The sequence below is a fragment of the Coprococcus sp. AF99-45 genome (genome assembly GCF_027663865.1).
In the GTDB taxonomy this organism is placed as follows: Bacteria; Bacillota; Clostridia; order Lachnospirales; family Lachnospiraceae; genus Allocoprococcus; species Allocoprococcus comes.
This window is the reverse complement of record NZ_JAQDGZ010000011.1, coordinates 45,533-58,746: the sequence shown is the minus strand read 5'-3', so window position 1 is coordinate 58,746 and position 13,214 is coordinate 45,533. Positions and strand designations below refer to the sequence as shown.

General features: G+C 34.0%; 12 protein-coding genes and 1 pseudogene. 11 read left to right on the top strand and 2 right to left on the bottom strand.

What is annotated here, in order from left to right; translation table 11 throughout:
* Positions 1 to 17: 17 nt before the first annotated feature.
* Complete coding sequence (locus tag PGR14_RS09590; protein ID WP_008374249.1) at positions 18 to 407, bottom strand: helix-turn-helix domain-containing protein; 390 nt, start codon at positions 405 to 407, stop codon at positions 18 to 20.
* 225 nt (positions 408 to 632) lie between these two features.
* Between PGR14_RS09590 and PGR14_RS09585 the strand changes: the two genes are divergently transcribed.
* From PGR14_RS09585 to PGR14_RS09560, 6 genes are all read left to right on the top strand, one after another.
* Positions 633 to 848 (top strand): hypothetical protein, encoded by a 216-nt coding sequence (locus PGR14_RS09585; RefSeq protein WP_015525605.1) that lies wholly within the window; start codon positions 633 to 635, stop codon positions 846 to 848.
* A gap of 124 nt (positions 849 to 972) precedes the next feature.
* Positions 973 to 1,293, top strand: a complete 321-nt coding sequence (locus PGR14_RS09580) for a helix-turn-helix domain-containing protein (protein ID WP_013976760.1) — start codon at positions 973 to 975, stop codon at positions 1,291 to 1,293.
* Between the two features lie 57 nt (positions 1,294 to 1,350).
* A complete protein-coding gene (locus tag PGR14_RS09575) occupies positions 1,351 to 1,824 on the top strand; it encodes a hypothetical protein (RefSeq protein ID WP_015525606.1) in 474 nt (157 codons plus the stop codon).
* 124 nt (positions 1,825 to 1,948) lie between these two features.
* Positions 1,949 to 4,747 (top strand): DNA methyltransferase, encoded by a 2,799-nt coding sequence (locus PGR14_RS09570; protein ID WP_055164298.1) that lies wholly within the window; start codon positions 1,949 to 1,951, stop codon positions 4,745 to 4,747.
* Positions 4,748 to 5,993: 1,246 nt separating this feature from the next.
* Complete coding sequence (locus PGR14_RS09565) at positions 5,994 to 6,161, top strand: transposon-encoded TnpW family protein (RefSeq protein WP_015513594.1); 168 nt, start codon at positions 5,994 to 5,996, stop codon at positions 6,159 to 6,161.
* A gap of 93 nt (positions 6,162 to 6,254) precedes the next feature.
* Positions 6,255 to 6,707, top strand: coding sequence for a VOC family protein (locus PGR14_RS09560; RefSeq protein ID WP_129794634.1), 453 nt, complete (start codon positions 6,255 to 6,257; stop codon positions 6,705 to 6,707).
* 454 nt (positions 6,708 to 7,161) lie between these two features.
* Here PGR14_RS09560 and PGR14_RS09555 read toward each other — a convergent pair whose 3' ends face one another.
* A complete protein-coding gene (locus tag PGR14_RS09555; protein WP_055151981.1) occupies positions 7,162 to 7,959 on the bottom strand; it encodes a helix-turn-helix domain-containing protein in 798 nt (265 codons plus the stop codon).
* A 240-nt stretch (positions 7,960 to 8,199) separates the two neighbouring features.
* Here PGR14_RS09555 and PGR14_RS09550 point away from each other — a divergent pair, with 240 nt between their 5' ends.
* The 5 genes and pseudogenes from PGR14_RS09550 to PGR14_RS16395 all read left to right on the top strand — a co-directional run.
* Positions 8,200 to 9,303 (top strand): tyrosine-type recombinase/integrase, encoded by a 1,104-nt coding sequence (locus PGR14_RS09550; RefSeq protein ID WP_270223313.1) that lies wholly within the window; start codon positions 8,200 to 8,202, stop codon positions 9,301 to 9,303.
* Positions 9,304 to 9,321: 18 nt separating this feature from the next.
* Positions 9,322 to 11,052: a tyrosine-type recombinase/integrase gene (locus tag PGR14_RS09545; protein WP_270223312.1), complete on the top strand. Its 1,731-nt coding sequence runs from the start codon at positions 9,322 to 9,324 to the stop codon at positions 11,050 to 11,052.
* Positions 11,039 to 12,547 carry a tyrosine-type recombinase/integrase gene (locus PGR14_RS09540; protein ID WP_227337806.1) on the top strand — a complete coding sequence of 503 codons (1,509 nt, stop codon included), beginning with the start codon at positions 11,039 to 11,041 and terminating at the stop codon, positions 12,545 to 12,547. The genes PGR14_RS09545 and PGR14_RS09540 overlap by 14 nt, the downstream gene beginning before the upstream one ends.
* Positions 12,531 to 12,938 (top strand): DUF6262 family protein, encoded by a 408-nt coding sequence (locus tag PGR14_RS09535; protein WP_008374214.1) that lies wholly within the window; start codon positions 12,531 to 12,533, stop codon positions 12,936 to 12,938. Before PGR14_RS09540 ends, PGR14_RS09535 begins: the two co-directional genes overlap by 17 nt.
* A 20-nt stretch (positions 12,939 to 12,958) precedes the next feature.
* Positions 12,959 to 13,183, top strand: a pseudogene (locus PGR14_RS16395) (TnpV protein); the annotation flags it as partial.
* Positions 13,184 to 13,214: the final 31 nt, after the last annotated feature.

Genomic DNA, 13,214 nt, shown 5'->3' with positions numbered 1-13,214 from the left:
GATTGTTATTGAATGATTTAATAATCATTCGGGTTATCAGCATCGTAATTGTGTTTTGAGGATAGATGCCAATCATTGATTCGTAAAATATTCTTTATGGCTGAAAGAACCTCGAATATGTAACGTTTTTCAGTGCTGGTACAATCTGCCATTAATAAATCAATATCAGTTTGATATTCCGTAGGATTGTATAACAAGTTTCCATAGAGTAATTCATCAATAGTAATTTCAAGGGCATTGCTAATTTTGATTAAAGATTCTAAACTGGGTTTACGCTTGGCATTTTCTATATAGCTTATATAAACAGTAGAAAGATCAGCGATTTCAGCCAGCTCCTCGGCAGATAATCCTCGTTGTTTGCGGGTTTCTCTTATACGTTTGCCTATAAGTGCATAATTTATTTCCATGTCCTCACCTCCTTTCCATCACAACTTGACTTTTTTGTGTTGTAGATAGAAAAAATGGTGAGTTATACAATAGTAATTGGTTGTATAAAAAGAAGTATATCATATGTATATAGCAAAAAGAAGATTGTCGATTGATGGGAGAAAAAGGCGATAAGTTGTAATTGAACAACAGCGAAAAAAAGGTTATTATTTATGTATTAAAAATTATGTCTGAGAGGAAAATACATGGCAGATAAAGAGGAAATTAAAACACTGGAGGAATTAGAGGAAAAAGGAAGAATACTGCGGGAGTACAAAGAAAAATTCCGGCAGATGTGCCAAGAAAATAAAATGATAAAGGGTTCGACAGTGCTGAAACTATATGATAAAATTGAAGAAATACAAAGAGAATATGAGCATTTAGATAATAAGCTGACATTAATGGAATACAACTTTATATAGTTCTATTTTTTTTGTTTTAATACTACTGTTTCCCTTAGTAAATACTTGCAAGATACATCTCTAATATTTTTTCGGATTTCTAGTTACAATTAAGGTAACTACTATCGGAAAGAGGTGTATTTACTTGCGTACAGAGGATTATATTGCGGACAATATTATAGCTTTATGTAAAAAACGTGATATGAGTAAATATCGGCTGTCACAATTGACTGGTATATCTCAATCTTCGATTGGAAAAATTATTGCTAAAGAAAGTTTACCCACTATGCCTACTGTAGAAAAGATATGTGATGCACTGGGAGTAACAATGGCACAATTCTTTGCCGGAATGGATGTTCCAGTAAGCTTATCAGAATCACAACAAGAGGTTTTGAATATTTGGAATAATCTTGATGAAAAAGAACAGAATGTAGTGATACAAATGCTCCGGGGACTTCAAAAATAAAGGAAACAGTTGTAACGAAAATGTTGACTGTTTCTTTTTTTATGGAGTCGGGAGATTATGGTGATTGAAAAGAAATATTATGATATTGCACAGCGTGAATTGGAAGAAATGCAAAGAGAAATTAATGCAGAAAAAGCGCAAATGTCAGAAGAAGAGATACTAGAGGATAAAAAATGGCATGATGAACAATTGGAAACAATTATAAAAAAGGCAGAAGCTCATATGCGTTGTTTTAAGAAAGTTCCAGATCCTCAAAAAGTAGTGAAATTCACTTTTTTACAAAAAGATGCATTGGAAATTGCACGAAATATGCAGATGAATATAAAAACTGAGCGTAAAGAAGATGATTTATGGGGGACGATAGAAATGTCATTTAATAATATGTGGTTTTTAGATTCGGCTCCTAGTGAATGGAAAGATATTTGGAATAACTTGATGAAAGAAGCTCAGAGAGTGTATATAGAAGCAAAAGATAACATGGTCATGTATCAATATTATTATGATTTGGCGGTAGAAGTTCCTTGTGTGTAGACAAAATACAAATAATGATATATGAATGCTGTTCTGTAATAATTTTATGATATACTGTGGATATGATATGTAAAAATAGTCGGAGAAAGATTTGTGAATGTACGATTATTTAGGAGGAAAAAGCATGACAGATGCAGAACAAAGAGAGGCTGCCCGTCAATTTGTAAACCGATGGATGGGAAAAGGGAAAGAAGATGAAGATGGACGTTCTTATTGGATTGATTTATTGACGAATGTTTTGGGAATGGATAATGTGACAGAACGTTTGAACTTTGAAAAGAAAGTTGTAATTGATGGAAATACAAAACGTATTGATGTATATATTCCTGAAACACGAGTAATTATTGAACAGAAGAGTCTTGGAAAAGCATTGGATCAGAAAATCAGGAATTCAGGAGATGTTGATCTTACTCCATTTGAACAGGCAGACAGATATAATGGGAAGCTGACTTTTGATGAAAGAGCTCGGTGGATTGTTACGTCAAATTTTGCTGAAATTTGGATTTATGATATGAACCAGAAACAGCCAGAACCGACAAAGATTGCTTTAGATGAATTACAAAGCAAATATCCATTGTTGGACTTCTTGGTGAAAAAGGAAGTAAAGACAATATCGCATGAAATGGAAGTATCAATAAAAGCAGGAGGTATTGTTGGGCTTATTTATGATGCGTTTTTAAAACAATATCGTATACCAGATATTAAGGAAAAGGATGAAACATTTGAGCAGAAAGAAAAAAGAGAGCATAAACTAAAGAGCCTGAATGCTTTATGTGTGCGAATTGTTTTTTGCTTGTATGCAGAAGATGCTGGTATTTTCGGAAAGAGAAATATGTTCCATGATTATTTGGAAACATATGAAGTAAAGGATTGCCGGAGAGCTTTATTAGAATTATTTAAGATATTGGATACACCTGTATCAGAGCGAGACGAGTATTTGGAGGAAGAACTTGCTCAGTTCCCGTATGTAAATGGTGGGTTATTTGCTGATGAAACTATTGAGATACCACCTTTTACAGAGGAAATTAAAGAATTACTTCTTACAAAAGCGTCAGAAGATTTTGATTGGAGTGATATTTCTCCAACTATATTTGGAGCGGTATTTGAATCTACATTAAATCCTGAGACCAGACGTTCAGGAGGAATGCATTATACATCTATTGAAAATATACATAAAGTTATTAGTCCGCTTTTTTTGGAAGATTTGCAAAAGGAATTTGATAGTATTAGAGCAATTCAAGTGAAGCGTACCAGAGATAAAAAATTGGAAGAATTCCAAAATAAATTGGCATCACTTACATTTTTTGATCCTGCGTGTGGTTCTGGAAATTTCCTTACAGAAACATACTTGTCGCTTCGTCGTTTGGAGAATGAGGTGATAAAGGAAAAAGTTGGCGGACAAATGACATTGGTAGAGGTAAATAATCCAATTAGAGTTTCTATTCAGCAATTTTATGGAATAGAGATTAACGATTTTGCAGTTACAGTTGCAAAAACGGCTTTATGGATTGCAGAATCTCAAATGTTGGAAGAAACGAAAAATATTGTGTATGGATTTAATGATGATTTTCTTCCTTTAAAGACATATGTAAATATCACAGAAGGAAATGCATTAAGAATTGATTGGAATGATGTAATTCCTGCAGAAAAATTATCGTTTATAATGGGAAATCCGCCATTTGTAGGAGCACGTTGGATGGCGTCGGAGCAGAAGGAAGATGTTGAGAAGATATTTGAAGGATGGAAGAGTATAGGAAATCTTGATTATGTTAGTTGCTGGTATAAAAAAGCAGCTGACTATATGGGAAATTATAATATCAGAGCAGCATTGGTATCAACTAATTCAATTACACAGGGAGAAAGTGTTTCGATTCTCTGGAAACCGCTTTTTGAATCAGGTGTACATATTGATTTTGCATACAGAACATTTATATGGGATAGTGAAGCGTCAATAAAAGCGCATGTTCATTGTGTAATTGTTGGCTTTAGCAGAGCTGTAAATAATAAGCAGAAAATAATTTATTCAGGTGAGAACGCAATTCCGGCGAATAATATTAATGGATATTTGCTTGATGCAGAAAATATATTCATTGAAAAAAGAATGAAACCATTGTGTAATGTTCCTGAAATAGCATTAGGTGGGCAAGCAATTGATGGTGGATTTTTAATATTGACGGAAGAGGAAAAGGAAGAGTTTTTGGAAAAAGAACCACAGGCTTCTCCGTTTTTTAGACATTATATGATGGGAAAAGATTTTATTGATCGAAAGCCGAGATATTGTATTTGGCTTGTTGGAGCTGATCCTGGATTATTAAAAAAATGTCCGATGATATTAGAACGGGTGAATAAAGTACGTGAATTTAGACTTAGTAGTACAAGAGCGAACACAAAAAAAGCGGCTGAGAATCCAACTTTATTTGCATCAATACTTGAACATAAAAATCAATATATTGCGATTCCCAAAGTTTCTTCTCAGAATCGTAGATATATTCCAATGGATTATTTAGATGGTGAAATTATTCCGGGAGACAAATTATTCACTATGCCAAATGCATCATTTTATGAATTTGGTGTATTGATGTCGAATGTTCATATGGCATGGATGCGAGCAGTGTGTGGAAGATTAAAAAGTGATTATAGTTATTCAAACACAATAGTGTATAACAATTTCCCGTGGCCTGTAGTAACGGAGAAGAATCGGGAACAAATTGAAAAATCGGCACAGGAAATTTTGAAAGCAAGAACATTATATCCTAATAGTAATCTTGCGGCTTTATATGATCCTTTAACAATGCCAGCCGAGTTACGGCGAGCACATACTGCAAATGATAAAGCTGTTATGGCTGCGTATGGCTTTAGTACAAAAATGACGGAAGCAGATTGTGTGGGAGAGTTGATGAAATTATACCAGAAAATGCAATGATAAAAGTTTATAGAGCTGTTTTTTGCTCAAAGTAAAATATTTGAAAACATAGAATATTCCAAATCCATAAAAGCTGAATGAAAACCAATATGGGAATTTTACAGGTGGTACAAAATTTGTAAAATTTTCATATTGGTTTTTTTGTAATCTGTAAAAATTATAAATTTGGATATCAAGTAAGGTTTCGGATTTTTGATTTTTATGTATTTTTCAATTTTGGATATGGCTCCGAAATTGGCAATTTTGCGGAAGTGTATCCACACTTCCTGTCCTTGCTATTTTTTAATCACATGGTGATTTCACAGGGATATAGGGCTGTTTAGCCTATTTTTTCTCCCTGTGCTGTGACCGAAGAAATTCGAGGAACCAATTATATATTTATGCTGAATGTGAGGTACTGGGGAGCACAATCCTCAGCAAGATTTCAACATCCGGAAAATGCCGTATTGCTAAAATAGCGATATGGTATTACCGGGGTGGATCTTGCTCTAGTGTGTACTGAGACCTCGGCATAAATAGAAAAATGGGTTTGGGGAATCCCCAGCAAGATGAAAACCTGATGAGAGAATATTGTGATGAAAGACAATATTGTTAAACACAGGTGGATCTTGCTCTGGGGTAAGAAAGAAGTATCTTTATATTATCAAAATGATATTTGGAGTTTATGTTGTTGGAAAGTCGTAAGCAGGAAGATAACTTCAAGTTGTTGGTGCAAATATAATGAATAGAAGTGTCCAGTACATTTTTGGTGATGGGTATTTTGGTGGAATCCATTTTTATTTATTTTTGAATAATAAAATTTTGAATCTGCAGCCAATTCTGCCTGCCGGACAATGTTTTTAGATATCTGTAAACGTCACGGACTGGAACTTGATGAAGAACCATCGTATGATGGAAGAAAGTATTTGGAAACACGATAGAAGCAAACGCTGTACTTATCGTCTTGTCTGGCAGGGAAGATTATTAGGCATTAACCAGAGAGATATCGGCAGAGAAAACAGAAGTGATAGACAATGATATTTGTTAGATATGCTTCTTGTCGTTGGCTGCATCATATTAAAACGCTTTTTACGTTAAAAAAGTGCTGTGATCACAAGGCTTTTTGCAAGCAAAAATGAAAAGGCTATATATAGGTAGCCTGTGAAACTGGAAGTGCCCATTTTGGGCCTGATTTAAAGAATAATGTTCTGACAGAGACCAATGGAATGACTCTCTGCTGGGGCTCCAAAAGAAAGGGAAAATGATTATGGAAAAAATGATGAATACAAAAACAGAGGGTAACACATTTACAAAGAAAATCGGGCAGACAGTCTATGTTGTCCGTTATCATTTCAATGAAAATGCAAAGGAAACAATGCAGGAGAAGATTAACCGGATGCTGGTTACAGAAGCAAGTCGACAGGCAGTGTATTAAAATTAGGTGGATGTGATTGAAGAAAAAATATGATATCATGTGAGTAACAAATCGAGATTGAACAAATAAAGAAATTGTAGGAGGAATATATATATGGTTGGAAGAATTTATCACATTGGATTAACCGTTTCTGATTTGGATCGCTCGATTGCTTTCTACAGAGATATTCTTGGACTTAAATTTCAGGGTGAAATCTTTATGGAAGACGAAGAGACAGATAAAATGTTCCGTAAGGAAAATTGTAAAGCAAGGGTTGCATATTTGAATGGTTCAAAGGCTCTTGAAGCACCACCGATTGAATTGATTCAGTTTGTAGACAGTAAAATCCATAAAGAACAATCAGACTTGTTTACGACATCTATCTCAGAAGTATGCTTTTACACGGATGACATTGATTCTGTTTACAAAACCCTTATCGAAAATCATGTGGAGTGCTTGTCTGAACCGCAGTATTTCGACTTTAGGGCAGATGGATTTGGGGAAAGCAGAGCTTTTTATTTCAGAGACCCGGATGGAATCATTCTTGAGATGATGCAACCACTTTGATGAAAAATTATAAGTACAGGAAAGTGACAACTTCCAGTTTGTAGAATTCAAAAATTTAATATGAAATGTGAGATAGAGCGTATGGAAATAATCTATACGTTCTATTTTTTTGCCTTTTTTGAAAAAGTGATTAAAAAACTATTGACATTTTGTTACTGGTAGAAGCAGATGGTTATAAAAAGCTTTTGATAACTATGAGTGCAAAAACAGATAGCTGCGAAAATTTATTATGAGCTAATAGCAAAATTTGATATTTTGTGATATTGAGGGTATGGGGAATCGTAATCTCCATTAAGTTCGTCAGAGAATCATAATCCAGAAATGGGATTTTGAGTTACTCTAGGCGATACTTGCTTTAGAAAATGATTTGCCATAATGAGTTAGAATATGGGAGGAGGAAGCGTTAAAAAAAGAGAGAGCCATAAGCAACTCTCTCTGTGATAAAATCAAAAAGTTATAGTATCAGTGATTCGGTAAGATTACAAAAATCCTTAACAGGAATATTTTCTTTAAGTGGTAAAGCTGTCTCTAAAAAGGTTTCGTCTGCAAATCTTTCGAGTTCAGAATCAAAATATATAATTGAAGCATTTGTATTTAATTGGAATGGTGGAATTGTAACAAAATAATCATAATCTTCGTAAGAAGGAGTGGCGCAAGAAACTTTGATTTTTCCGCCCAATTTCAATTTTGCAAATTCTCCATAAATGGCAGTTAAGGCTTTTTTCCTTTCTTCATCAGAAGTAATTCTATCTACATATCTAATATACCAATAATCTATATTTCCCTCTTTTAATTCAATTAAATAATCGTATGATCTGGGCGTTCCAGATTTTATTGTCCATTCAACTTTATGCAGACTTGTCATCATGGAAAGTCCACGCATTAAGGTAGAAAAAAACTTTTCATGCACCTGAACAGTAGAGAGATCCAAAGAAAATCCATTGTCTGCAATTATCTTTTTTCGTTCCCGTATTTTTTTAGAAGAATATCCCGTTGCATCATATAATTCTTGGATAAGTTCTGGATCATCAATGGCTTTTGCAATTTTATCAATAGTGCTTTTATATGGTCTTCCAGATCGGGCACCGTTGAGCATTCGTGAAATGGTTGCATTATTTAAGCCTGTTTGTTCAGATAATTCTTTTTGTGTTTTTTTCTGTAAAATGATTTGAAGTATATTGATGAATCTTTCCTGATCGTAAACGCTGTCAGGATTTATTAGTGTGCCTGAATTTGATATAAATTCGTTCATTCAAATCTCCTCTTGATTTCTTTGACTTTGTATAAATTGACTTCTTGTATTTTATCTTATCAATTATATCCCTAAAAATCAATTTAAAACATAAAGAAATCAAAAAATACTTTATTGACATTCTCTTAAAAGTCAAAGAAGTCAAAAACGTAATTGACATTTTGACGTCTTTGTGTATAATGTAAATCAAGAAGTCAAAGAAGTCAAACAAATCAAAAAGAAAGGAAGGAGGGCTGTGGATTGAAATATAGGGTTGTTTCGATTTTGAAAGATAATAGACCACGTTTTTTGATTATTTCTGATATTGAAGAAATTGAAATCCTTCCATCAAAGTATTTGAAGCATCTGGATCAGATTAATGCTTCTCCGAATACTGTAAAATCCGCAGCTTTCGCACTTTCATATTATTACAATTTTCTGCAGGAGCAAACGATAGGATTGGATGAGATTATATTGCTATCTTATTCAGAGCAGAATAAACATTTTATTGATTTCTTGTATTGGGTTAAGAGTGGAAAGCATACTGAGCATAATACACAGACGAGCAATAAGACCTGCAATATGTATCTTGGTGCAGTCTTCAGATACTACCAGTTTTTGGAACTGGAAGATGTTTTGCCAATGCTTAAAGTCTTACGAGTAAAAAAAGTATCGTATTTTGACAGTATGGGAGTAAATCATCAAAATGCAGTGAATTCGTTTAAAGGTTTCTTCAAAGAAGAAGAACCTAATCTGGAAGAAATAACATCCGAAGAAATACAGGAGCTGATAAATGCCTGTTCGAATGATAGAGATCGATTGCTGATAGCAATGATGGCAGAAACCGGTCTTAGATTAGGGGAAATTCTGGGAATCCATTATACCGAAGATATTGATTTTGAAAGAAGGACGGTTCGGGTAAGGTATCGTGAATCCAATACCAACTTGGCAAGAGCAAAAAATGCAGAATATAGAATGGCTTTGTTAAGTAATAAAACTTTTGAGTTCTTGGTTAAGTACATTTCTGATAATCGAAAAAGTCTGATGAACTCGGAGTATTTATTTACAAAATTGACTGGAAAAAACAAAGGAGAGCCATTAGATGCGGATTCTGTGTATAGCATGTTGAAAAGACTATCCAAAAAAACGGATATCAATTCCCATCCGCATCAGCTCCGACATTATTTTGCGGAGGAAAGAAGAAAAGAAGGATGGGATTTGAATGACATTCGTTTTGCCCTGGGGCATAAGAAAGTTGAAACTACCATTAAATACTTGGGTGAAAATAATGAACGATTGATAGAAGCAACAGATCAATACTACTCAAATAATGAAGATTTATACCAAATTGCAGATTTTCTGTAAAAGGAAGGAGGGATAACCTTGGCAGTATTAAAAATTGTTCCGAAGTTATATCAGGAAAAAATATCTGAGAAATTAAAGGAAGAAATATCTTTAGTTACGACTGGAGAAGCAAAATACTATAACCGGTTATACAAATTTTTTCAGTATACAGATATACAGTGTACTGCAGATATTAACTATGAAACGAGAAAAATGTATATGGATTCTCTTGAAAAAGAGGATATTTCAGAAAAATATAAAGCGGAATTACTGAGCTTATTTGATCGTTTAAAAATAGAAAATATGCCGGATGTCTATTCACAAGGAAAGCCCTTCTCTGTAGAACAGGAGTTTTTTAAGCAAGACAAATTGTTTTTGCTGTATGTCCCCAATAAGAAGAAAGCACAATCTTTCCGTCAGGTGGTTGATAAGAATGATTTGTTATGGGATTTAACGAGGATACATTCATCACAGTTGGTGCGACAGACAAAAATATTGCTGTGTGAAATTCTGAATATGGATAAGGTACAAAGACATCGAAGATATTTTTTAGAACCATTAAAAGCACTTATACGGTTTTGCGATAAGTACGGAATAGATGATATTGAAGAAATGGAACAGGCAGACGAAAACAGATTTTATCTGTATTTAAACAAGGAGTCGGAAATTATAAAAAAACAGGCTTCTAAGATTGTTGAGTTTGCGAGAAGAACGTTATTTCTAACAGATTCAGAGACAAATTGGCGAGCGTGTATCTGGTATATGGATAGGTTTCAGTTTGATAAATCGAGAATCAATGCCAGTTCACCTGTTAAAAGCCTTTCATTTATTAATATTTACGAAAAAGAAAATCGTTGGTATTTACAATTATACGCAAAATATTTGGTCGGGATATCTGATCTGTCTTTATCAAATATCCGAAATACAATAAGTTTTATTTCACAATTTTTAAAATATCTGGATGGACAGAGTAAGAAAGTAACTGAACTGGAGATGCAAGATATAGCGGATTATGTGTCTGTTTTGGATGAGTCCGATATTAAGTATTCCACTTTTAACCGATATATCACACATATGCATACATTTCTACAGTTTTTGAAAATGAAAAATATTGAAGTGTTGAAGTTTTATCCGGAACGATTTTTAAAAAAAGGTTTTTCAGAACACAATGAAAGAAGTGTTCCAGAAAAAACAATTGCTCATCTAATTAAGGAGCTGCCGGCATTCCCAGAGCATTTACAGTTGATGTATTTGATTTTGTTTTGCACAGGAATTAGGAAAAGCGAGGTTTGTACAATAAAATCGGGAGCCTTTTATTCACAAGGCAATGAGAATTGGATGCGCATATATCAAAGCAAAATGCGGAGAGAAAAAGTCATTCCTGTTCCCAGTTTATTGGTTGGACTGGTGAATGATTATGAAAAAAAGTACGGAATAAAAAATGGGGAGTATTTATTCAAAAATAAAAAGGGTGGTGCATTTAATGGACAGACATTTTCAAATCAGATGATTCGGGAGTGTAAGGCTCGTGGGATTGCCTGCGGAGATTATATCTTTAGAGCACACGATTACAGACATAACCTTGCAACTTCAATGTACGGAAATGGGGTTTCTATACAAGGGGTACGAGATTATCTAGGACATTCAAGTGAGAATATGACAAAACAGTACATTGATTTCATGCCGGAACGTATTGTATCGGCTGAAGATAAATATTTCTCTAAAAATCAGTCATTTAAATTGAAAGGAGCAGAAGATGATGAAAGGTAATATTAATTTGATTTCGTATGACTGTTATCAACAAGCTACAGAAAAACAGTTGGCAGGACTGAAATGGAAGGAAAACAGGGTGTACTACATATCAGAGATTCATAATGAAAAGATGCAGGATGAGATTTATGGGTATATCGATGATAGATGTAGACGTTTGTCATTATCAACAGTAGTAAATGATATTTACAGATTTGATCTGTTAAAAGAATTTCTGAATGAGAAGTGTACAAGTTGTAGCAGCATCACTGATAAAAAATGGGAAGAACTGGAGAGAAGTTATAAAGCATTTTTATATAAAAAAGGATTGGCGCTGTATGTTAGAAGAAATAGACCGGATAGGCGGAATGTTGAGCAACAAAGTAGCGCTCAGATTTCTTTTCTGAAAATGTATTATGAGTATGTTGTGAAGTGTAAAACAGCAGATATTCCAGAAAATGAAAAAGATGTATGGGATATGAGAAAGTTGGATATTGTGCCAAGGAGTAATCCGATTCGTGGAAGATATAGATTAGATTTTCGTGAGATCAGGCAGAAAGAATTTAAAGAGATAATAAAGAAAATATTGTATAGCCACTGCCAGACAAAAGCAATGGGTAGTATAAAAGGTGAATTGCGTGGATTCCGTCGGTTTGCTAGTTTCATGTATGATCGATTCCCAGAAGTAAAGCACTTTACAGAAATTAGCAGGGATATGATAGAAGATTATCTGGTTTATATAAAAACGGATACTGGTCTTACATCAGTCAGTTACACGACAGAGCTGTCGGTTTTGGATAATCTGTTGGATGAAATAGGGCGTGAACTGGAAATAGGAAATATATGCAACCTTTTTCTGTCCAGTGATTGCAGAGCATATGACAACGCTTTACCAGAAGCGTATTCAGATGCAGAAATCAGAAGATTTAATTGTGCATTAACAAAATTAAAGCCCCAGTTAGGCAGATGTTTAATAATACATCAGATGCTCGGTACAAGAATAGAGGATACGTTGACTTTGCGAAGGGATTGCTTATCTGAGAAATCTGGACATTATTTTATAACTATTATCCAGCAGAAAACAAGGAAATATAAAAGACCAGTTAGCAATCAGCTGGCAGAATTGATTAGAAAAGCAATAGAAGTTTCAGAAAAGGAGCATCCAGATTCAGAATATATTTTTCTGCAAGATAATGGAAAATTGTATACAGATTCAATGCTGAAATATCATGTAAATATCATGATTTATGAAAATGATATCAGGGATGATAATGGAAATTATTTTGAGTTTCGTACACATCGTTTTAGACATACTTTTGGAGTAAAACTTACAGAAATGAAATTAGATGATGATAGCATTGCAAGGCTGTTGGGGCATAAGGATACACGAACCATACCACATTATCGGCGGTTAAGAAACGAAGCATTAGCGGAGGATACAAAGGCTGTACGAGATGAAATGAATGAATTATTAGCACAATACAGGAGGGAAAAGGAAAATGCAGAAACACGATAAAATGGTAGCACTGGCAAAAGAAAAAAGTGCGGAAATGACGGAAACAGCAATAACAGCTATTGAAACAATGTATAGAAAAAATATAAAAATTTCAGTTGCTGAACTTACAAAACTAACAGGACTTTCCAGAGGTTTTTTCTATAATAATCCGAATGTGAAACAGGTCATGATGGAATTGAAGGAAAAACAACAGGGAATGATATTGCGAAATCCTAAAAGTGATGCTATTGCAAAAGCACAGGAAGCACGGATTAAGAGTTTAGAACAGAAATTATCCGATAGTGTTCCGAAAAACGAATATGAAAGTCTTCAGAAAAAATATGAAGAATTACAGGTGAAATATAGTCAAATGAAAAAGGGAACACTGTTGAAGATGTACGACCAATTATAGGAAGAAAAGGAGAATATTTTATGCAGAACGAAATTTATGATGAGAAAAATGGACTTACTTATATGTTATGTGGTGATTATTATTTGCCAAAATTGGCACTTACAGATATCGAACCAACTTATGGGAAATATGGGATGCTTCGTAAAAGCTATTTACAGGAACACAGAAAGGCAAAATATCAAATATTGTTGTTACAAGGAAAACTTGTCGAGCATTTGAATCAGATTGATGCAGAAGCAAGGGATACACTTATTGTACGGGAATTTACGTATATGG